The sequence below is a fragment of the Chroococcidiopsis sp. TS-821 genome, assembly GCF_002939305.1.
GTDB lineage: Bacteria > Cyanobacteriota > Cyanobacteriia > Cyanobacteriales > Chroococcidiopsidaceae > Chroogloeocystis.
Window position 1 is genome coordinate 129,516 of sequence record NZ_MVDI01000010.1, and the last position, 21,077, is coordinate 150,592.

Annotated in this window: 19 protein-coding genes; 9 read left to right on the forward strand and 10 right to left on the reverse strand. The window is 43.4% G+C overall.

All coding sequences use genetic code 11. From position 1 onward, the window contains the following. Positions 1–29: 29 nt before the first annotated feature. Positions 30–422: an amidase family protein gene (locus B1A85_RS19825; protein WP_168192444.1), complete on the reverse strand. Its 393-nt coding sequence runs from the start codon at positions 420–422 to the stop codon at positions 30–32. A 66-nt stretch (positions 423–488) separates the two neighbouring features. Further along, a complete protein-coding gene (locus tag B1A85_RS24070) occupies positions 489–641 on the reverse strand; it encodes a hypothetical protein (protein WP_168192445.1) in 153 nt (50 codons plus the stop codon). A 202-nt stretch (positions 642–843) separates the two neighbouring features. Here B1A85_RS24070 and B1A85_RS19830 point away from each other — a divergent pair, with 202 nt between their 5' ends. Then, the gene (locus tag B1A85_RS19830; protein ID WP_104548487.1) at positions 844–2,355 is read left to right on the forward strand and encodes a thymidylate synthase; all 1,512 of its coding nucleotides are present in this window, start codon (positions 844–846) and stop codon (positions 2,353–2,355) included. Between the two features lie 108 nt (positions 2,356–2,463). Then, positions 2,464–2,841 carry a hypothetical protein gene (locus tag B1A85_RS19835; RefSeq protein ID WP_104548464.1) on the forward strand — a complete coding sequence of 126 codons (378 nt, stop codon included), beginning with the start codon at positions 2,464–2,466 and terminating at the stop codon, positions 2,839–2,841. Positions 2,842–2,905: 64 nt separating this feature from the next. Here the strand turns inward: B1A85_RS19835 and dcd are convergent, their stop codons facing one another. Both dcd and B1A85_RS19845 read right to left on the reverse strand, forming a co-directional pair. Next, on the reverse strand, positions 2,906–3,499 hold the full coding sequence (dcd, locus tag B1A85_RS19840) for a dCTP deaminase (protein ID WP_104548465.1): 594 nt from the start codon (positions 3,497–3,499) through the stop codon (positions 2,906–2,908). Positions 3,500–3,743: 244 nt separating this feature from the next. After that, positions 3,744–4,280, reverse strand: a complete 537-nt coding sequence (locus B1A85_RS19845) for a P-loop NTPase family protein (RefSeq protein WP_104548466.1) — start codon at positions 4,278–4,280, stop codon at positions 3,744–3,746. A 200-nt stretch (positions 4,281–4,480) separates the two neighbouring features. On the opposite strand from B1A85_RS19845, the gene rph reads away from it, so the two are divergent. Then, positions 4,481–5,206, forward strand: coding sequence for a ribonuclease PH (rph, locus tag B1A85_RS19850; RefSeq protein WP_104548467.1), 726 nt, complete (start codon positions 4,481–4,483; stop codon positions 5,204–5,206). Between the two features lie 451 nt (positions 5,207–5,657). Then, the gene (gene bchB / locus B1A85_RS19855) at positions 5,658–7,184 is read left to right on the forward strand and encodes a ferredoxin:protochlorophyllide reductase (ATP-dependent) subunit B (RefSeq protein ID WP_104548468.1); all 1,527 of its coding nucleotides are present in this window, start codon (positions 5,658–5,660) and stop codon (positions 7,182–7,184) included. Between the two features lie 24 nt (positions 7,185–7,208). On the opposite strand, the gene B1A85_RS24915 is transcribed toward bchB, so the two are convergent. From B1A85_RS24915 to pgl, 4 genes are all read right to left on the reverse strand, one after another. Then, a complete protein-coding gene (locus tag B1A85_RS24915) occupies positions 7,209–7,367 on the reverse strand; it encodes a hypothetical protein (protein ID WP_210404611.1) in 159 nt (52 codons plus the stop codon). A gap of 480 nt (positions 7,368–7,847) precedes the next feature. Beyond that, positions 7,848–8,351: an FHA domain-containing protein gene (locus tag B1A85_RS19870; protein WP_104548469.1), complete on the reverse strand. Its 504-nt coding sequence runs from the start codon at positions 8,349–8,351 to the stop codon at positions 7,848–7,850. Positions 8,352–8,376: 25 nt separating this feature from the next. Further along, positions 8,377–9,111 (reverse strand): FHA domain-containing protein, encoded by a 735-nt coding sequence (locus B1A85_RS19875; protein WP_104548470.1) that lies wholly within the window; start codon positions 9,109–9,111, stop codon positions 8,377–8,379. Positions 9,112–9,185: 74 nt separating this feature from the next. After that, on the reverse strand, positions 9,186–9,920 hold the full coding sequence (gene pgl, locus B1A85_RS19880) for a 6-phosphogluconolactonase (protein WP_104548471.1): 735 nt from the start codon (positions 9,918–9,920) through the stop codon (positions 9,186–9,188). 235 nt (positions 9,921–10,155) lie between these two features. Here pgl and B1A85_RS19885 point away from each other — a divergent pair, with 235 nt between their 5' ends. Further along, positions 10,156–10,821, forward strand: coding sequence for a TIGR04282 family arsenosugar biosynthesis glycosyltransferase (locus B1A85_RS19885; RefSeq protein WP_104548472.1), 666 nt, complete (start codon positions 10,156–10,158; stop codon positions 10,819–10,821). A gap of 11 nt (positions 10,822–10,832) precedes the next feature. On the opposite strand, the gene B1A85_RS19890 is transcribed toward B1A85_RS19885, so the two are convergent. Beyond that, complete coding sequence (locus B1A85_RS19890; protein WP_104548473.1) at positions 10,833–13,157, reverse strand: ATP-dependent helicase; 2,325 nt, start codon at positions 13,155–13,157, stop codon at positions 10,833–10,835. An 84-nt stretch (positions 13,158–13,241) separates the two neighbouring features. On the opposite strand from B1A85_RS19890, the gene B1A85_RS19895 reads away from it, so the two are divergent. Continuing rightward, the gene (locus tag B1A85_RS19895; protein WP_104548474.1) at positions 13,242–14,891 is read left to right on the forward strand and encodes a glycosyltransferase family 39 protein; all 1,650 of its coding nucleotides are present in this window, start codon (positions 13,242–13,244) and stop codon (positions 14,889–14,891) included. Positions 14,892–14,908: 17 nt separating this feature from the next. Here B1A85_RS19895 and B1A85_RS19900 read toward each other — a convergent pair whose 3' ends face one another. Beyond that, positions 14,909–15,106 (reverse strand): hypothetical protein, encoded by a 198-nt coding sequence (locus tag B1A85_RS19900; protein ID WP_015188033.1) that lies wholly within the window; start codon positions 15,104–15,106, stop codon positions 14,909–14,911. A gap of 219 nt (positions 15,107–15,325) precedes the next feature. Here B1A85_RS19900 and B1A85_RS19905 point away from each other — a divergent pair, with 219 nt between their 5' ends. The 3 genes from B1A85_RS19905 (at position 15,326) to B1A85_RS19915 (ending at position 21,075) form a co-directional block, all read left to right on the forward strand. Continuing rightward, complete coding sequence (locus B1A85_RS19905) at positions 15,326–15,892, forward strand: hypothetical protein (protein ID WP_104548475.1); 567 nt, start codon at positions 15,326–15,328, stop codon at positions 15,890–15,892. 155 nt (positions 15,893–16,047) lie between these two features. Next, the gene (locus tag B1A85_RS19910; protein ID WP_104548476.1) at positions 16,048–17,337 is read left to right on the forward strand and encodes a Glu/Leu/Phe/Val dehydrogenase; all 1,290 of its coding nucleotides are present in this window, start codon (positions 16,048–16,050) and stop codon (positions 17,335–17,337) included. Positions 17,338–17,433: 96 nt separating this feature from the next. Continuing rightward, complete coding sequence (locus B1A85_RS19915; protein ID WP_104548477.1) at positions 17,434–21,075, forward strand: AAA domain-containing protein; 3,642 nt, start codon at positions 17,434–17,436, stop codon at positions 21,073–21,075. The last annotated feature ends 2 nt before the right edge of the window (positions 21,076–21,077 follow it).

Here is a 21,077-nt window from a genome sequence, read left to right on the forward strand (position 1 = left end):
AAAGTAAATATCTCAAGCGTGAATTGCACCTAATAATCTGGGGGATGTTGAAAAGCGCCGATGATTTGGTGCAGGTGTTGCGCGATCGCCAGTAATTTCATCTCGCACCACCGCTGACCGACTATTTGCATTCCGATGGGTAATCCATTTTCAGTCGAGCCAATCGGAATTACCACGACCGGATGACCTGTAAAGCTAAAAGGTATTGTATACGCACCTGATGCCATGAGATATGGGACGTTTTTCTCGTCAATTTCGATTGCTATTCCTGTAGGGCGGTGCGTAAATGCAGATGTCATCGTAACTGGGCATAGTAATGCATCGCATGCTTCAAGTTCGCGATCCATTTGCGCAGTTAAGCGATCGCGTTCGGCGAACGCGGCAAAATAGTTTTTGAGATTTGCGTTGAAAAACGCTGACAAGCCAATTTTTTTAGCAACATTACTTTGCTGACGTAATCTGCGATCGCATTGTGCAGTTGCTTCGCGCTACATCAAAGAAGACGAGTCGCGCGCAAAATCAAGATTAAACGGTTGCTGGTGTGGTGAAATATAAGCAAAAAGTGCAAATGGAATCCACTTTTCCACAATAATCTTAGTCTCTATTAATTTTTGAGCAACGGACTGGAGTGCAGCTTTCATTGTTTGCGCAACTGGATACAAATCGATTTCATCTGTCCAAGCAAGACGGAGATTGTGAAAATTCGGTGTATCGAGTGGAATTGGTGGAACTTCTGGTTGACGCGGATCAGCCCCAGCAATTAATGAGAGGACTCATAGACACTTACTAACCCGTCGCTTCGTATGATAGGGTAAAAGATTTGTTACTATGCGCCCAAAACTCATGGCTACACAGACAACTTATCAGTACAAACCACTGTATAAGCCTAACCAATTGCTTTATGGTACTGGGCAAACCGCAGTTGTTACAGGATGGACCATGAAACAGGCGATCGCCAAAAAACTCCATCCCCACGAATATGCAGCGATCGGACAGTTGTATTCTCCTACACGCGGTATTAGTTTCCTAATTCGTAATTTACTTGCTAACCCTCATGTCCGCTTTTTAGTCGTCCTCAATGCTACCAAAGAAGACAAAAATGCTGGTGCGGGAATCTGTTTATTAGACTTTTTTCGTTACGGCTTCGAGAAAGGTTACAGCGATACAGGACGCGAGACTTGGGTGATTCGCTCTGAAATTACAGGCTACATAGATATTGAAATTACAGCAGAAGCACTTGAAATATTAAGGGAAGCGATCGCCTATCAAGAAGCAAGTTCAATTAACGAAGCTGTATCTTGTGTGCGTTCTTTTGCTGCAAAAGATATAGAACCGTGGGGAGTCCCGTTAGAATTTCCGATTACTGAAGCTACACCTACTGTTCTACCAGGAGTACGTTACGGTCATCGCATTGAAGGAAAAACGATTGCTGAGACTTGGGTAAAAATCATTCATCGCATTAAAACAACGGGTACAATTCGACCCACAGGTTACGATGGGCAATGGCAAGAATTGATTGATTTAATGGCGATCGTCACCGATGAACCTGAAGATTTCTACTTTCCTGAACCGAATTATTTACCCTGTAGTAAAAACTTTATTCAAGAATACGTTTCCCAAATTTTAGACGACGCACCATATCAAGAAGGCGTGAAATACACTTACGGACAAAGACTGCGATCGCACTTCGGGCGCGATCAAATTGAACAAGTTATTCAAAAACTTATTAAAGATCTAGACTCAGCTAGAGCGGTTATGTCTTTATGGGATGTTGAAGATCATCAAGATAATAGCAGTCCCCCTTGTCTCAATCACATTTGGGTAAGAGTTATTGAGAATGAACTTTCTTTAACCGCAACTTTTCGCAGTAATGATATGTTTTCTGCATGGGCTGCAAACGCCATGGGATTGAGGGCTTTACAACGACATATTCGTAACGAAATTGCTTATCGGTCGGAACACAATTTACGCATGGGACCATTAATTACAATGAGTCAAAGTGCGCATATATATTCCGACTGCTGGGAAAATGCAGAGCAAGTAATTCAAACTGAATATCCTAAAATTTGCCAACAAAGAGATTACAACGATCCTTCGGGTAGTTTTGTTATCAATATTCAAGATAGTCAAATAGTTGTCGAACACATGACACCAGGAACCGGAGAAGTTGTCAACTGCTACTCTGGTAAATCAGCAACCCAACTTTATCGACAAATTGCCGCAGCTTGTCCAGCTTTACAAGTCGAACACGCAATGTATTTAGGAACCGAATTACAAAAAGCCGAAACGGCTTTATCTCTACAACAAGATTATCAACAAGATAAACCTTTTATACTTGTTACTTCGTACAAGTAAACATTATCTAACCATAAAGCATATTTGCTTTAAAAGCTGTATTAAGAACTATATCTATCAATATTTCAATTAGCGCTATGCTCTAGTAAACATGAGTATTCTAGGCAAATGTGGAAGTTTAAACTAGGAATCTTTAGGAAGCAAGATAGCTTTCCTCAAGTTTTATCGACAGAAGCAATGCGATTGAAAGTAACTATGGCTAAGGCTAAGCAAAAAGGCTTAGACCCACAATTTGAGTCAGAAGTCCAAGATATTATTAGGGATATGATAGTTTTGATGCCTTTCGCCAATCAATTTCGAGAACTAGGAAAAGCTGTACAATCTCTTTGCTCTTTAGAAGAATTGCTATCTGCTACTGAAATTAAAATAGAAGAGCAACGCATCTTATCACTCTACTTTGAATTAAAATCAGATAAGTCTTTTAAACGGTTTTATAAAGCCCTTAATCGGCAAGGAATATCAGAGTTACCATTCCTCAAAGATTAGACATAAAAAATTCACGTATTTCTTTACTTATTTTAAAATTTGTCCTATGTGGAATACTGAAAAATCACACTTTAGCCAGGGTAACAACCTGTGGCTGGTCTTGATATTTCCCTTTGCGAGCTTCATAACTCGTTGCGCAGGGTTCTCCCTCTAAAAAGAGTAACTGCACGACACCTTCCGACGCATAAATCCGACAATCTGCACTTGAAGAATTAGAAAATTCTAAAGTTAAATGACCGCGCCATGCAGCTTCGGCAGGAGTTAGGTTAGCTATAATACCACAGCGCGCGTATGTTGATTTACCAATGCAAATAACTGTAATATTTTCGGGAACTGCTAATTTTTCCAATGCAACTCCTAAACCGTAAGAGTGGGCGGGCAAAATAAAATAACTACCGTTACTATCTGTATGCAGTTGCGTTGGTTCTAAATTCTGAGGATTAAAATTTTTGGGGTCGACAACAGTTCCAGGAATATGACGAAAGATCCGGAACTCAACTGGTGAAAGTCGAATATCGTAACCGTAGGAAGACAGACCATAGCTAATTACAGGTCTGAATAACGTAGTTTCCTGTACTTGTCGAATTAAAGTCGGCTCAAAAGGTACAATCATACCCTTCTGCGCCATGTGTGAAATCCAAACGTCGTTTTTAATCACAGTTTTCTAAATAATCGCAACCGAAATACTATAGCAAGGGTCAAAGGTCACAGATCAGAGGTTAGAGTTACGAAGACATTTGAAGCAATTGCTAAATATTTTGTATAAGTAGGTGGGCATAATTAAATATCACATACAACATTTATCGGGTAATAGGTAATAAATACTGCTTGCCCAATGACCAATTACCAGCCTTAAAGTTCTATTCATTTTTACCCACTTACTTAGCTATTGAGCTGTTATATTACGGTCTGTCGCTTCTGCGCACTTGCGTAATTTGATCGGCAACATCAAGTAGTGGTTGCGGCATTTCGGGTCCTGTGAGAATAATATCTACATGACCAGGGCGTTTATCTAACAAAGCTAAGACTTCTTCTAGCTCAATCAAACCAAAATTAATCGCTAAGCTTAACTCATCTAATACAACTAAAGAATATTTGCCCTCTAACACAACTTGCTGTGTATGTTGCCACAATTGACGTAACGATTGGTTTTCAGCGTCGTCTAACTGAGGTGTATCGATGTAGCGTGGCAAGTCGCAGCGAATCCAATCCAAATGCTGTCCTAGCCGCGTTGGGTGCTCGTGTCCTTGATTAATTCCACCTTTGAGGAACTGCACTACTAAAACTGGAGTTCCTTGTCCAGCAATTCGTAACGCTTGCGCCATCACATTTGTAAAAAAACTGCGGTGCGAGCAAGTAAATACTTGCACCAACCCTTCTACTGGATAGGGTGAACCGCAAGTCGAATTTAAAGCTGGATTTTCAAGCTGGGCAACCATAGCACGATTTAGAATGAGGTGTGAGGAATAACAGCCAGATATATAGCGTACTTCTTCTGTTTGTCCTTTAATAAAACACTAGATATGCTTTTACGTCAACTGGCACAGAGTAGTAGTTTAACTCAATATGTAGCGATCGCACTGCTTTCGCCAACACCAGATGTGCTGTATTCTAATCAAGGTCTTATATAGCAATACCAATGTCCTGGCAACGTCCAGATCGCAGACAACCGCATCAAATGCGTCCTCATAGCTTTGAACTTGGCTTTACGCGCTTCGCAACTGCATCAGTCCTTGCGAAATGTGGCGATACCCAAGTCCTATGTAACGTCTCTATTCAACCAGGAGTCCCCAAATTTTTAACCGACTCTGGTCGAGGTTGGTTAACCGCAGAATATCGCATGCTTCCTGGTGCAACTCCCCAGCGGCAAGAACGCGAATTTATGCGACTTTCAGGACGTACTCAAGAAATTCAGCGACTGATTGGGCGCAGCTTGCGTGCTGCCCTCGATTTTGAAGCCTTGGGAGAACGAACCGTGATGGTTGATGCGGATGTATTGCAAGCTGACGCAGGAACTCGTACCACAGCGATTAGTGGCGGCTTTGTAGCGTTAGCGCACGCGATGGATAAGTTATTACAACAGGGAGTTTTGACGCGATCGCCGATCGTTCACCAAGTCGCAGCCGTTTCGGTAGGATTGTTGCAAGGTGAACCTTTCTTAGATTTAAACTACGTTGAAGACGTCGCTGCTGAAGTTGATTTCAATGTTGTCATGAACGAGAATCTCGGCATTATCGAAGTCCAAGGAACCGCAGAATCAGGAACTTTTAACCGAACTCAGATGAATCAAATTATGGACTTTGCCGAAAAAGGTATTCAAGAATTACTAGAAGCACAACGTCAGGTACTGGGTATGAAATTTTGAAAAAATAGAGAGTAGTTGATTCCAGTTGTCACACTTTTCAGTTATTATTTATCATAATGGAAATCTGTGCAATTTTTTTAAAACACGAGATAATTCAAATATTAAACATTTAAATATAAGATTAACTATACACCCTACTGCCGCAAAAAATATCAGCTTTTCATAGAAAGTAATTTTTCAGATAGGAGTGAGAGTTAGAGTATTTATTAACATCCACTCGATTAACTAATACAGAATATAGAGAAAAATTAAGAATATTTGCATTTACAGCAGCATGCAACTGCAGTTTTCTATAACTGAAACTCAGGCACAGTCGTACTTTTAGCCTTTACTTGTTATGTCTTAATTCAATTTACCCGACCGTTCTCGCCTACCAATATCTTTGAGACAATTAGAGTCTCATAAACGCCATCAACAAACTGATAATAATCAGCACAAGGGAGACAACTTTATGAAATTGGCTTACTGGATGTATGCAGGTCCAGCCCATATTGGTACGCTGCGCATCGCCAGTTCGTTTAAGAATGTCCACGCTATTATGCACGCTCCATTAGGCGACGACTACTTTAACGTGATGCGATCAATGCTAGAACGCGAAAGAAATTTTACTCCAGTCACTGCGAGTATCGTCGATCGCAACGTGCTAGCGCGTGGTTCCCAAGAGAAGGTAGTCGATAACATCACGCGCAAAGATGCAGAAGAACATCCCGACTTAATTGTGTTGACGCCGACTTGTACATCGAGCATTCTGCAAGAAGACTTAAATAACTTTGTCGAACGCGCCTCCATCGAAGCCAAAGCTGATGTGATGCTAGCCGATGTTAACCACTATCGCGTTAACGAACTACAAGCGGCGGATCGGACTTTAGATCAAATTGTGCAGTACTACATCAATAAAGCTCGTCGTAAAGACGAATTACCCGCAGGTAAGACCGAAAAACCCTCAGTCAACATTATCGGGATTTCTACGCTTGGTTTCTACAATCAGCACGACTGTACTGAGTTAAAGCGACTGATGGCTGATTTAGGAATTGAAGTCAATGCCATCATTCCCGAAGGCGCTTCGGTTCGCGAATTAAAGAATTTACCCCGCGCTTGGTTTAATTTAGTGCCATATCGCGAACTGGGTTTAATGACGGCGCGATATCTAGAGCAAGAATTTGGGATGCCGTATGTTGATATTACACCGATGGGTGTCGTAGAGACAGCCCGATGCATTCGCAAGATTCAGCAGGTCATTAACGCCCAAGGTGCGGATGTTGATTACGAAGAGTTTATTGAAAACCAAACGTTGTATGTTTCGCAAGCAGCATGGTTCTCGCGTTCGATTGACTGCCAAAACTTAACAGGAAAAAAAGCTGTGGTGTTTGGTGATAATACGCACGCGGCGGCGATGACGAAGATTTTGGCGCGAGAAATGGGTATTCACGTTGTTTGGGCAGGAACTTACTGCAAATACGACGCAGATTGGTTCCGCGAACAAGTCAGTGAATATTGCGATGAAGTCATTATTAGCGATGATAACGGCGCGATTGGTGATGCGATCGCTCGCGTCGAACCCGCAGCAATTTTTGGTACGCAAATGGAACGTCACGTGGGTAAGCGACTGAATATTCCTTGCGGTGTGATTGCAGCCCCAATTCACATTCAAAACTTCCCGATTGGTTACAAGCCTTTCTTGGGTTACGAAGGCACAAATCAAGTTGCCGATTTGGTCTACAATTCGTTTACTTTAGGCATGGAAGATCACTTGCTCGAAATCTTCGGCGGGCACGATACGAAGGAAGTGATTACCAAAGGAATTTCTGCGGATTCAGACTTGACTTGGAACAAAGAAGCGCAAGCTGAATTAAATAAAGTTCCTGGTTTTGTGCGGGGTAAAGTCAAACGCAACACCGAAAAATTTGCCCGCGATCGCGGTTTAAGCGAAATTACACTCGAAGTGATGTACGCGGCGAAAGAAGCTGTCGGTGCCTAAGTTAGGGGTGGGCTTTTGCCCACTCTATGCTGCTATTGCTCCAAAAACAAGACAACCTAAGGCAATTCGGAAAACGAGTGGTAGTTTAAAGACGCTGGCGATAATGACAACAATGGTTGCGGCGATCGCACTTCCGGTTGTTTGTGGTGTTTGGCTCAAATCAACAATACCGCTGATTGCCATGACGAGAATTACAGCAAAGGGAATGTGATGTATCCGCGCCGATTGGTATTGGTTTTGCTGCCCAAACGCCGAGGCTACACATTAGGTAGGTACCTAAGCCAGATAGTAGAATGATGAGCCAGATGTTCATGTTAACGAACTACAAAGACGCAAAGGAAGGATTATTGATTTGGTAAAAGCGCTACTACGGCTGCAATTGTGAGGATAGACAAGAGGATACTGAGGGTACCGATACTTTGGAGGGATAGTACTAGGACAATACCTGCAAGTATTGTGAAGATTGTTTGTTGATTCCAGCTTTTGATGTTATCGGTGAGAAGGCAAATAAACAAGCTAGGGAGGGCAAATTGTAACCATTGTGCTGGGATTTGTTGTCCTAGTTGACAGCCGATCCACGTGTTGAGAACCCAAAAAAGCCAGCAAAATAGTGATTATTTCCCCGAAGGAAACTTAACCCCGGTCCTTGACCCCTGCTATAGCCTAATCTTTAGGGTATTTTCTAAACGGTTCGCCAATGACAGTTTCTTTTGATGGTTCTTTTGGTGTTGCTGCTGGAAATTCTAAAGGTTCGCCAAAAATTGTCTCAATGGCTGTATCGCGGGTTGAAGTTTGCTCTTTAAACGGCTTAGCTTCCGGTTTCGGTTGCAATACAGGTTTTTTTGTTTCTTGTATTGGTGTAGAAGCTACTCCTAAGCGAATTTGAATTTGCGGTCCCGATTGTGCTAAACGAATCGTGATGCCATCAACGACAGGCATTTTTGTAATGCGTTGGTCATCAATAAAAGTGCCATTCGCACCTAAACTCACAATTTCCCAGTTGCCATTACGACACTGTAGCTCGATGTGTTTGCGCGAAACAACGGCGCTATACAATACCACGTCGTTATCGGTTGCACGTCCTACGCGGATAACAGATTCGTCAGTGAATGTCCAATTTTGAATCGGTGTCGAGTGCAGCGGATGCAGCAGAATGAGTGTAATCACTTTGGTAAATAGAAATCAAGATGAACTAGGATATTTGAAATAAGAAAGTGACCAAATCTCCCTTACCAAGGGCGATGCGATCGCCTGCCCGCAAACGATGGCGATCGCCTGGTTGTAATGGTCTGCGATTGATGTAAGTTCCGTTAGAACTACCGACATCTTCGATATAGTAAGCATCGCCTTCAACGTGAATATCCGCATGAATCCGCGAGACAATTTCTGAATTAGGAAATCCAGAAACATCAATATCAGGAGGAACCCGATCGTTGGGCTTACCGATGTGAATTACAGCTAGATTTTGCGGTAATTCTACACTCGTATTCGTTTGGACGTGTAATAGTTTGATAGTTTGCTGCTGTAATTGTGTTTTAAAACTACCACTTGTTGCAGCACTATCTGGTTGTGTCGATTCAGGTGATTCAGTTTGCGACGTAGGTGTTTCGGCTAAATAACTTTGACTAGATGTTTCCGCACCCGATTGCGCGCTAATTACCAAGCGCTGCGGTTCGACGAGTGGCTCAGGAGTTTCTAGTTCTGGTATTTCTGCTCCCATATCCGTACCAATATTACCTGCAAAAATTTCTTCTGTTGCCCGACTTGCCTTTAAGTTGAAACCGCATTGACCGCAGAAGCTCGCATCTGTTTGTACTGTCGCGCCACAATTAGGACAAGTCGCGGTTGCAGGTAAAGGAGTATAGCAAGCCTCGCACGTTTGCGCTCCATCGGGGTTCGAGTGATTACAGTTAGGACAGACAATCATGAATATCTTTCCATCAAAATTGAACGTCGAGATTGCTTAACCGAATATATTACGTCAAATTCTAATAGCTTTCTTTATGACTCAGCAGCCGTAGAAACTTGTAACTCTTCCCCTGCGCTTCGATCGAGTAACCACCACAGTTCCCCTTGCGGTTGAATTAAGCGACTAGGATAGCTAAAATCATCCGCGTTTGGTGCAAAAACTTGTGCTAACGCAGGTTTTTTGTCTGCACCGGCAACAACAAACATGACACACTGCGCGTGATTAATCAACGGTACAGTAAATGTAATTCGCGGTTCTTCCTGCTTATTTCCCACTGCAATCCAGCCACGGGCTTTTAAAGCTTCTGTATGCGGAAACAAAGACGCGGTATGTCCATCGCCTCCCATTCCTAGCAAAATAATGTCAAATACAGGAAACTCTTCACTACTAATTTGAAAGAACGCTTGCAGATGTTCCTCATACTTACGGGCTGCAGCTGCAGGATCGGCTTCATCCGTCGGAATTGGGTGAATGTTTGCTTCTGGAATGTTGACGCGATTTAACCAAGCTTGGCGTGCCATTAATTGGTTGCTATCAGGATGGTCTGGTGGCACATAACGTTCGTCACCCCAAAATACGTGAATTTTTTCCCAAGGCAGCTGTTGTGCGGCGATCGCTTCATACAAAGGCTTAGGTGTACTTCCTCCAGATAACGCAATTGTGCACGTTCCGCGTTCGGCGATCGCATTTGTCATTTTTGCAACTGTTAATTGCAGCGCTCGCTCAATTAATGCTGGCTTATCTGATAAAACTTCAACTTTTTTCATTGCCTTATATTAATTTGATTGTCCAGCATTAACATACCGGAACTTTTGAATTTTAGTTTTATATTATTTTTTGTTTATTAAACGATATCTCTTTTTATATTTCTTTGTCTAACACAACAATATATACTCTTTGTTGCAAACCAATGATTCATCAAGCAGAGTATGCAAAAAATCCTAAATTTTTGCCTCAGTAATATCACTTAAAAAGCTTGTTATCTGTTTTATACAATTCAGCGTGAGCTATACAAATCCACTTCAAGAACATTTAATCGTCTTTACGCGCTATCCTGAACCAGGAAAAGCAAAAACAAGATTAATACCGCACTTGGGAGCCGTAGCAGCCGCGCAGCTACAAAGGCAAATGACTGAACATACACTTTTGCAAGTAAGCAAATTAGGCGATCGCTCACTAACAGTAGAGGTGCGCTTTGTTGATGGTAATTTAGAACTCATGCAACAATGGCTAGGCACTGATATTGACTATCAACCCCAAGGTGAAGGTGATTTAGGTGAGCGAATTAAACGCGCTTTAGCTGCGGCTTTTGCACGCGGTAGTCAAAAAATTATTACTATTGGTACTGATTGCCCAGGTATAACCGCAAAGTTACTGGTAACAGCTTTTGAGCAACTACACGAATATGACTTGGTTCTTGGTCCAGCCATCGATGGTGGATATTACTTGATCGGTCTTAAGCGATTGATTGCAGAACTCTTCGATGATATTGCTTGGGGAAGTGATGTCGTTTTGCAACAAACGCAAGCAATCGCGCAACAGCTTAACTTATCGGTTGCACTGCTTCCTCCTTTAGCAGATGTCGATCGCCCTGAGGATTTAGTTGTGTGGGAAGAGATACAGAGCAGAGGGGCAGAGGGGCAGAGGGGCAGGGGAGAAATAATTTAAACTACTTTCAGCTAATAGCTTCTAACTACTGATTTGGGAAATTGGCGTTGCAAAGCTGGAAACACAGGACAAGGCGGGCGAGTTTCAAAATTTTCTGGTTTACTCCAAGCAAAGGGCGCTTTTAGGGCGGCTGACATCCACAATAAACGCTTAGCACGTGTCATGGCAACATAGAGTAAACGATATTCTTCCGCAGTTTTGAGTTGTTTGGCTTGCTCGCTTGCTTTAGTAACATTAGGTAACGGAAATTCTTGATGCAGTGCAGCGCGAATTTGAGCGCGCGCGACTTCTGCTAGCGTAAAGTCACCTAGAAACTTAGTTTGCGGTGGTATCCAAAAATTACCAGGAATCAAATTTTCGTGTAAAAACGGGATGAAAACAGCGTCCCAATCTAGCCCTTTGGCTTTGTGCATCGTAACGATCGTTACTTGACCAGGGCGAGTGTAGCGCGCCTCCACTTCTTCGGTTTCGACTGGCTCAAAGCGCTCGGAACTGACGATTTCATTCAAGACAAATATTGCCTCACTCAAACTATTACCAGTAATTTGTCGTGCGATGCGTTCAGCGAGTTTATCAGCTGTAGCGAGTTCGGCTTGGTCGTATTTGAGTTCAGAAGCAACGAAAGCAATCAGTTGGTAGTAGGGGAGTTCCATGCGCGCACGCAGCATACTACAGCACAAGTTACGTGCTTGTAGCGCCGCCTTTGATGGTGAGGGATCTAATGGTCCTGGATAAAGAAATTGTTCGGGAACGCTTGCCAATGCATTGAGATCCTGTGTAGGGATTAGCTGACGCTGGACGAGAACTTCTAGCGCGGCTTTGAGGTATTCAGAAGAATGCGGGCGATCGAGAAATTGCAGAATTGCCAGAATTTCTGCGGGAACGTGCGAGTGGCGATCGCTTTCTGATACTTCATAAAGTGGTATTTTATGTTCGCGACAAATCGGTGACAGTTTTTGCACTAACCACCGTCCTTGGCGGTTCTCGCGTACCAAAATTGCGACACTTCCGTTGGGATTTTCGGTAAATAGCTCTACCAAGCGTTTGCCGATTAGTTCTGCGGTGTGGTGGATGTCGCGCGGGGTATATAGTTCCAATCCGCGTCCGATTGGTGCGGGGTTCGCATCCGGTTGCGGATCGCTGGCGGCGACGGGTCGAATTTGCTGTAACCGAAACGGAAGCGCAGCAGATTGACGTTCGCTTATTTTGTTTTGATAAGCGCGATTTACCCAATTCAAAGCAAAATTTGCAGCTTCAATAATAATTTGGCTACTGCGTCCTGCTTGATCCATTGTTGCCAACCGGTTTTGCGTCTCGCACTCTTCACAAAATTGGCGAAAATAAATTGGGTCAGCAGGTGTAAACGTCGAGTTAATTGCTTGGTTAGGATCGCCGACACGAATCAAGTGCGGAGAATCTGGAGTATTTGGATCAGTTGCTAGAATTTCTAACAATTTGGTTTGTAACGGCGTAGAGTCCTGCGCTTCGTCTTCAAATACGGCAAAGACTTGGTTTTGCTCGAATTTACAAGCACTGGGGTTTTCTAACACGCGCAGCGCCGCGAGAATCATGTCATCGTAGTCGATCAAGTCGCGCGATCGCATCAAATTTTCATACTGTTCGTACAACCCTGCGGCTATTTCTAAAATTCCATAGTCGTCGCTTGTTTGCGTGCTTAGTTCGCGTAGCTGTTGCGGTTGATACCCCGAACTTTTGGCTTCGTGAATCGCGATAGCCGCCAAATCGGGTAAGACTTCGGTTCGCAGTACCGATTGACGCCGTAACCTTTCGGTTTCTTCACCATCAAAGTACAATCCTTCGAGTAACCGAGAATAACGTCGCGGATGATTCGCAATCCATTGTTCCACACACGTCCGAATTAACCGATGTCCTTGATTAGGTGTAATTAAGGTCGCATTTTCTAGCTGTAATCCAGATAATTCAGGATGACGCGTGGCAATATTTAAAGCAAGCCCGTGCAGCGTGTGGACGACAAACCCTGTGGGTGGTAATGATAATTCTTCACGCAGGTATTTGCGCACTTTGGCTTTAATATTAGCTGCAGCTGAACGCGTAAACGTGACAATCAAGATCTGTCGTCGGGCGTGCAGTTGGTAACGCGCGATCGCTAGCGCCGCCGCCGCCGCCATTCCTGTAGACTTTCCCGCACCAGGAACCGCACTAACTGCCAAAGCACCACCCTGCCAATCAGCCATTTGCTGTTGTCCAGAACGCAAGCCGTTTCTAATGCGCTCCCAAGCTGTAGTGCGGAGTGCGCGTGCAGGAGATTGTAATGATAATTCGGATTCGGTGGAAGTAAAATTAGCGTCTGGCATTTTTCATGAGTCGGTAAGAGCTAGGGCTGCTAACCTTTAACCAGCGATCGCGCCCTCTCTTTTTATTACACTGATAGTTTATAAATGACAAATTCTAAACCTTCCCACTACTTTGCACTGATAGCAGTCATCTTACTAGGTGGGCTGCTGCGGTTTTGGCATTTGGATTTAAAACCTATCTGGCTAGATGAAATCATTACAGCGTTATTTAGTCTGGGGCGAAACTACACGGATGTTCCGTTAGATGTTGTATTTCCTGTAGAACGCTTGTCGCAAGTTTTCAGTTTTAAAGCAGCGCTGACTTGTCCTCAGATTGCGGCAAACCTTGCTACTTACTCAGTACATCCACCACTATTTTTTTGTTTAAACCATAGTTGGATACAAGCACCGTTGGTCGGGATGATGCATCAAGACTGGATATGGAGTTTGCGATCGCTTTCGGCTTTGTTTGGTGTAATTGGTATCGCGGCAATTTATTGGCTCAATGCAATCGCTTTTTCGCGCACTGCGGGAATTACTGCCGCAGCTTTGATGGCTGTCTCGCCTTATGCTGTTTACTTATCGCAAGAAGCACGACACTACACACTACCAATACTTTTAATTACTCTCTCTCTTGTGGGATTCGTACAAATTTACAAAGATTTACTACAACAAAACTTACGTTATTCTGTTTGGCTTGGATGGACTGCGGTAAATTGTCTTGGTTTTTACACCCATTACTTTTTTATCCTGGCGTTCGTTGCACAAGTCGTTACTTTACTCGCATTCATGTACTCGCAACGCCGCAGTCTACCGCGTCACAGCCTGTTAGTAACAACTCTGTCAATCTTATTTGTTGTCGCTAGCTTTACTCCATGGCTGCTCGCGATGACGAGTCATTTTAACCGTTCGGAAACAACGTGGTTGCCACAGCTGAATTATTTTGCTCCTATTTATCAAACGCTTGCGAGTTGGGTGCTGATGCTGATTGCATTACCCGTGGAAAATCAACCCTGGTGGATTGCAGTTCCTTCTGGTTTGGTAATGCTAGTGTTGAGTCTTTGGACCGCGCGGTTTGTTTTCAAAGGATTAAAACAACTATGGCATTCGCCTACAACACGTTTATCGACACTAATGCTGTTGAGTTTTACAACGATTGTCTTATTAGAATTTTTTGCGATCGTTTATTTTCTGGGGAAAGACATCACAATCGCGCCGCGTTATAACTTTGTTTATTACCCTAGCTTTTGTGCGTTAGTCGGGGCTAGCCTTGGCGTTCAAAATTTTCGGTTCAAACTACAAGCGAAGTACATTGTTATCGTTTTTGGGCTAGTTAGTTCTCTTTTTGTGGTGAATAACTTAGCTTTTCAAAAACCATTTAATCCTCAACTTGTTGCTCAAAATATGAATTTGGAACCTGCTACGCCACTAATGATGGTGGTAGGTTATGCAACTTATCAAGATGTAGCTTTAGGGTTAAGTTTTGCTTGGGCACTAGAAAAAATCAGAAGCGATCGCGTTCCCACAAATTTGGCTTTTTTCGCGCGATCGCCTGGCTATGAATCTGTTTGGCAAAAGCTTTCCGCAGCGCCAATACCCGACACCACTACAGTTAACTTGTGGGTAGTTGCTTCGGGATTAAGACGCCGCGACTATCCAGCACAGCTTACTGTTTCTCACAAACAATGTCAGATTGATACAACACAACACTACCGCATCGGTATTCCTTATCAACTTTATCGCTGTCATTCGTAATTTCTACTGCTCAAGATTCAAGAAGCATCTTGCTGCTGCGCTTTGAGATCGCGTTCCATCTGCGCCATAATCGCGTTTCGCACCCATTCCGACTTATCGGGAAGCGATCGCACGTACTTATCAACTTCTACAGGTAAACGAATCGCCAATGGAGACGCCGCTAACTCCATACGATGCTTTACAAACTTTTGTGGATTTCCCCCTTCTTTTGCCATATTTTTTAATGTTTACGATAGATCTTATTATGATACAATATTATTTATGAGTTGAAAGCCAGAGGAACAAAGTTACCAGCTTTCCCTTCCTCTGGCTAAACCTCAAAACATAACGTATACAGGAGGTTTACAGAAACTAACGTACGCACAAGGTTTACAGATACAGAAACTCATGTCCACGCGATGTCTCTAGAAACCAATGTATACAGGAGGTATATAATGCATTTTACCCAATCATCCGATTTTGCGATCGCTTCAGCAGAAATAAATCAATATTTTTCCGCACAGATTCAAAAAACACAGCTTGACCTCAAGCCACTGATCGCCAAAAAGATTAAAGTGGAGCGCGTCGGGTTTACGCGTAACGCCTCGAATACTCCGTATATCGTCTACCGAGTCGGAGAACGTCGCTGCTGTACGTTCGTCAAACGCAAGGTAATGACATCGTTAATTCAAAAGCTGCTAAAACTCACGCATGGTATTACTGAGTCAATTCGCAGCCTCAGGGTCAACGCATCAGGAGGACTGCAAGTCAAAACGATGTCAGATATAGTCTGTATTGAGCGTCGTTACGTAGTGAAGTTTTTAGAGAATTACAATACTGTAGCGTTAGAGTCCATTGCTCCTACTACAAATTGTGAGTGTAATGACCAAGACAGAATGTGCGTTCATGCGGTCGCGCGTTTATTTGTAACGTTAGGCGATCGTCTTCCTAGTTTCAGCTTTTTAACCGAAGCACCGATTCAGCCTTTACACCGTACGTATCAAGCTTACGCAAAAACATAAAAGCAGTCACGCAGAACTAGCAAGAATCTTTTTGGCAGCATAGGTGAACGCGACAACTCGAATTGTTACGCTAGCTCGATTTTCCCCAAAAAACGACTTAGACTACAAATAGAGACTTATTCTGTAGTCAAAGCTACAGCTTGCTAAAAAATATTATGGTAGAGACATCAGTACTACCCTTAGAGGCTACTTCTCCTGCACACATTTGCCCCTTCGATCAAGCGTGTAGTTATCTAGAGCAAGCAGCCAAAGAATTGCAACTCGACCCAGGCTTATTAGCTGTTCTCAGTCATCCCCGTAAAGTCGTCACGGTTTCCGTTCCCGTGAAACTAGATAGCGGTGAAGTGCAAGTCCTTGCCGGACATCGAGTACAGCACAGTGATGTTTTAGGACCTTATAAAGGTGGAATTCGCTATCACCCAGCGGTAACACTACGTGAAGTATCAGCCTTGGCGATGCTGATGACATGGAAATGCGCGCTACTAGGAATTCCCTATGGCGGTGCTAAGGGAGGAATTGCAATCGATCCAACTCGTTATAGCATCGGCGAGTTAGAGCGAATTACGCGGCGTTATACTAGCGAACTAATCAAAGATATTGGTCCCGAAGTAGACATTCCTGCGCCTGATATGGGAACTTCCGCCCGCGAAATGGCTTGGATTATGGATACTTACTCAGTCAATGTCGGTCATGCGGTTCCAGGGGTAGTTACAGGTAAGCCCATTTCAATTGGCGGTTCGAGAGGACGCGAACAGGCGACAGGACGGGGAGTCATGATTGTTGTGCGAGAAGCTTTAGCAGCGCGTGGTAGATCGCTAGTCGGAGCCAAAATTGCCATTCAAGGTTTTGGTAACGTTGGTAGCGCCGCAGCATTATTACTTCATGAAGCCGGAGCGAAAATTATTGCGGTTTCAACAGGTTCTGGCGGTCTCTTTGCGGAAAAAGGTTTAGATATTCCAGCGTTGAAAAAGTATGTCGCAGCAAACCGCAAGCGAATTTCTGGATTTACACCAGGAGAACCGATTACCAATGCCGAATTATTAACTTTACCCTGCGATGTACTAATTCCGGCGGCGTTAGAAAATCAAATTACCGAAGAAAATGCCCATCAAATCCAAGCATCAATTGTGGCAGAAGCGGCAAACGCACCCGTAACATTAATGGCACATAAGGAATTAGAAGCACGGGGCGTCACTGTGTTACCGGATATCTTGACGAATGCTGGGGGAGTTGTTGTCAGTTACCTAGAATGGGTGCAAGGACTTTCTTATTTATTTTGGGACGAACAGCGCGTTAATCGGGAGATGGAAGCATTGATGGTAAATGCTTATCAGCAGGTTATCAAACAATCGCAGAAGCGGCAAGTTCCATTACGGTTAGCTGCCTATACTTTAGGCGTGGGTCGTATTGCCCAAGCACTAAGCGATCGCGGTTTGTATCCCTAGTCATAAATAACGAAGTGTTTGTCTGCATCAGCCTGTGGGAAAACTAAACCTGAAGACTATTTGGTTTAGCTCGCTTCACGTGCTTCAGGAACTTCCATGCTGATTCAAGCAGATACCTCATCAACCATTGAAACTACGGCAGAAAATTGCAGCTACGTTATGGTCAGCGCGGCAATTCATAGTTTGCTCCGCAACTTTGACAGCGAAACTGCAATAGAGGCTTATTCAGACTTTAAAGAACGTCGGCAACGTGCTGATGAGATCTTGTTTGACCTTGTGGGTCAGCATCCCCAACTATTCTACATTCGTCGCATAGGCACGGGGCAAGAACCAGGAGAAGAAATTTGGAGCTTAACCGTAGCAACCGATAGGGACAACGAGCAATTTCCTGTAGAACTTGAAGCGCGGGGGAAAACGTTGGGATTTAAAGCCGCAGTTCCTTCTGATGGCAGTGTTTTAAGGTTGTTGTCCTGTAGATTACTACCCAAAGCGGCGGGGCAAAGTGATGGTTATACTGCGCGTTACTGTTTGCGTTTGTTACCGCATTATCGACACCGTATCGGAATTCCGAGTGCGATTCAAACGCGTATGGCAACTATGCCTATTTGTGGAGAACACGTACCGACACAAGACCAGTTAAAAGCTTGGGAAGCATTTTTAAAAATTGAGGAAAAAATTGCTCAGGCACGTCAGTTTTGCGTATCTTTTGTAGCTCACAACTACGGAGCAGCGACAAGACAAATTACCTTTGAAATTGACGTTACCTCAGCTACTCTTGACGGTTCTAGTGAAGCCTTACTCGACATAGATGACTTCTGGAAACGGGTAAAACAAGCAAGACATGAAGATCTCAAACTTTTTGAGAATGCTCCTACTGAGAATAATCGCAATAATTGCCAATTAGGAACAATCGAGGAGGTTGACCCCGACAGTAGTACTATCCGCGTGAAACTAGAGCGCGAATTTGCTGAATATTTAATTGCCGGAGAATATCAACTACCAACTACAGGTTATTTGGTGTTTCAAGCCCGTGGAGAAATTGCTCAGATTAAGCGTAAGAAAAAAGCTTTAGAAGCACTTCATAAAGGGCATACTCAGAATCCCTACTTGGGCAATTTTTTATTCGATGCTAGGCTTGCTAGACCATGCGATACGCTTATTCAACTGCAACCACAAGATCTGCTATTGCCCTCTGCTAACCTCAATCAGCAAAGAGCCGTAGAAACTGTGCTTTCCGCGCCCGATCTCGTTTTAATCCAAGGTCCACCTGGTACTGGCAAAACTACCGTCATTGCTGAAATTTGTTATCAGGTTGCTCGTCAGGGTGGACGTACATTGATTACCTCTCAAGCAAATTTAGCAGTGGACAACGCCCTGAGTCGATTGATCCACAACCCAGCTATCCGCGCTGTCCGCAAGGGCAATAGAAATTCTGTTGGTGAAGAAGGACTACCCTTTCTAGAAGATCGCGTTATTGGTACATGGCTGCAAAATACAGCAAATGATTGCGAAAAAAATCTCAAAATGCAGCTAGATAATGTAGAAGTTTTTCGTCGATTGCTGGCATCATCAACGCGATTTACGGCGTATTCAAAAGCAGAAGAAGCACTGATACAACAGCAGCATCGCCAAGCACATTTAGAATCAATCTGCTCAAGTCAAGCTACAGCCCATGCAGCCGCCGCCGCCGAACTACGGCTGAGCACGTCTTTAAAGTCGGAATTAGATAATCTAGTTGCGGCTATGCCTTCAGTGAACTGGCGTGACCCTGCGATTGTTGATTTATTGGCACATCTTCAGCCTTATGCCAGCCAAGATAGTTCGCTACGAAGTTTCACTGCAAGTGTACAAGCAGCAGTAAATCTCGCGACTGAAGTTAGTCTCACTCCTCCTGCATGTGGAATATTTGGTCTTGCAGCTTGGTTACAGGACACAGTAGGAGTATGGGCACGTGAGACGCAAACAGCGATCGCTTACGCTGATGATGTCGTTACAGCAATGACTAACGCCGAGTCAGCAGCACAAATTTACACTCAAAATTCCGCCTGTTTGGTTCGTCTCCAGCAAGATTGCCAAAACATGCTGGCAAATGAACAAACTTTGCAGCAGAAATTGCAGCAGCTACAAAACCGTCAATCTCAAATCAATTTTGCTGCTAGAGAATTTGCAGCTTGGCTGTCTTCAGCTTACTCAAACATCTTTAGCATACTCGCAAAATGTCTGCGACAGCGTCAAAACTTCACAGCTAATTCAATCGTATTGCCAGCAGCATTACTTACTCTTGCCAATGAAGAAGACTTTCGACCCTGGCAACAAAATTTAAACCAGTATCAAACTCAGTTTAATCGATTCGTTCAGCAATATCGTCAGTGGGATAAGGTTACGACTCTTGCTAGCGAACTCCAAGAGCTAATATTACAAGCGCCAAAGGTATTAGAGCACGCGCCCAGCCAAGCAGCAATTGATAGCGCAACAAATGCACTGCACAAAATTGACGATCGCAACCCTGCTACAGTACTTGAAAAGCTCATTTTATCCGCCCGTTCTAGTCTTAACGAAATTCAAACGCCACTAGGGTTTTGGGGTCGGTTACTCGAATGGTTACTTGTAAAAGCATCACAAATTCAGCAATTAGAGCCGATTGTTAAAAGACTCTACCAATACAATAGGCATTTTAAAGCAACAATTAAATTACAGGCGATCGCCAAACTTCATGCGATTCAAAGGCAAGCTCAAATTATTATTCAAGAAACTGAACCTAGTGAGTTTCAACCTGTTCTTGATTCTCTCACATCAGAAATTGTTGATAGCATAAACACAATTTTTCGGACAGGGCTAGACCAATTACAACAACAAACTAAGCTCGAATTTCAGCAGATCAAAGAAACCTTGACCGATTTACAACAATCCATTCACGATCGACAGCAAAAAATAGCCATTACCCAAGAACAGCTAGCAACTTCACAGCGCGAAGCAGATGTTCAGTTTCGTTTAATGGCTGCAATTGCAAAAGAGTTTACCCTGCTACCAAATTTACCCTTACAATTACAGGCTTTGGCTCAACAATGTCTCCTTAATTCAACAGATATTCTAGCCCACAAGTCGTACTTTTCGTCTAGGGTTCAGTTTTTGAGAAGTCATATTGAAAAACTCACAAGCTTAATTTCTTCTCTCGATCTTAATACAGTACTTTCAACGCTGAAAAATATAGTTGATATAGAAAATTTTCACCATCAAAAGCATACTAATAATACACTTTATCGACTCACAGAATCGCAAGCTCAACTACAAACAGTAGAAACCCAGTTACAGCAACAACTAGAGCAAATAGAACAAGAGCGTAGTTGGTGGCAATCAGCATACGAAGCAATTCCCGAACGCTTGAAGCCGATTCCTACTACTCACTTATTTAGTCCAGAATTCCTACATCAAGTCAAAACTCAGTTTGATACTTGGCAACAAGAACTTACTCAAGAAGAAGCTTATCTCAGACGATATCAGCACTTTGTTTCAGACTGGATTTCTAAACTACGTAACCCATCAGCACAAGACCAAAATGAATTAAGACAGATTTACCTCAATAATGCCAATGTCATTGGTATCACGTGCGTTCAGGCTGCAAGTCGAGAGTTTTCCGAAGAATTTCAAAATTTTGATGTTGTCATCATCGATGAAGTTAGTAAGTGTACTCCGCCAGAGTTACTGATTCCAGCTTTAAAAGGTAAAAAGTTAGTTTGAGT

Excerpts from the sequence above, each read along its gene's own strand:
- B1A85_RS24070 (WP_168192445.1), bottom strand. The coding sequence starts at position 641 with ATGAAAGCTGCACTCCAGTCCGTTGCTCAAAAATTAATAGAGACTAAG.
- B1A85_RS19830 (WP_104548487.1), top strand. The coding sequence starts at position 844 with ATGGCTACACAGACAACTTATCAGTACAAACCACTGTATAAGCCTAAC.
- B1A85_RS19835 (WP_104548464.1), top strand. The coding sequence starts at position 2,464 with ATGTGGAAGTTTAAACTAGGAATCTTTAGGAAGCAAGATAGCTTTCCT.
- B1A85_RS19845 (WP_104548466.1), bottom strand. The coding sequence starts at position 4,280 with ATGGTTGCCCAGCTTGAAAATCCAGCTTTAAATTCGACTTGCGGTTCA.
- rph (WP_104548467.1), top strand. The coding sequence starts at position 4,481 with ATGTCCTGGCAACGTCCAGATCGCAGACAACCGCATCAAATGCGTCCT.
- bchB (WP_104548468.1), top strand. The coding sequence starts at position 5,658 with ATGAAATTGGCTTACTGGATGTATGCAGGTCCAGCCCATATTGGTACG.
- B1A85_RS24915 (WP_210404611.1), bottom strand. The coding sequence starts at position 7,367 with ATGGCAATCAGCGGTATTGTTGATTTGAGCCAAACACCACAAACAACC.
- B1A85_RS19875 (WP_104548470.1), bottom strand. The coding sequence starts at position 9,111 with ATGATTGTCTGTCCTAACTGTAATCACTCGAACCCCGATGGAGCGCAA.
- pgl (WP_104548471.1), bottom strand. The coding sequence starts at position 9,920 with ATGAAAAAAGTTGAAGTTTTATCAGATAAGCCAGCATTAATTGAGCGA.
- B1A85_RS19890 (WP_104548473.1), bottom strand. The coding sequence starts at position 13,157 with ATGCCAGACGCTAATTTTACTTCCACCGAATCCGAATTATCATTACAA.
- B1A85_RS19895 (WP_104548474.1), top strand. The coding sequence starts at position 13,242 with ATGACAAATTCTAAACCTTCCCACTACTTTGCACTGATAGCAGTCATC.
- B1A85_RS19900 (WP_015188033.1), bottom strand. The coding sequence starts at position 15,106 with ATGGCAAAAGAAGGGGGAAATCCACAAAAGTTTGTAAAGCATCGTATG.
- B1A85_RS19905 (WP_104548475.1), top strand. The coding sequence starts at position 15,326 with ATGCATTTTACCCAATCATCCGATTTTGCGATCGCTTCAGCAGAAATA.
- B1A85_RS19910 (WP_104548476.1), top strand. The coding sequence starts at position 16,048 with ATGGTAGAGACATCAGTACTACCCTTAGAGGCTACTTCTCCTGCACAC.
- B1A85_RS19915 (WP_104548477.1), top strand. The coding sequence starts at position 17,434 with ATGCTGATTCAAGCAGATACCTCATCAACCATTGAAACTACGGCAGAA.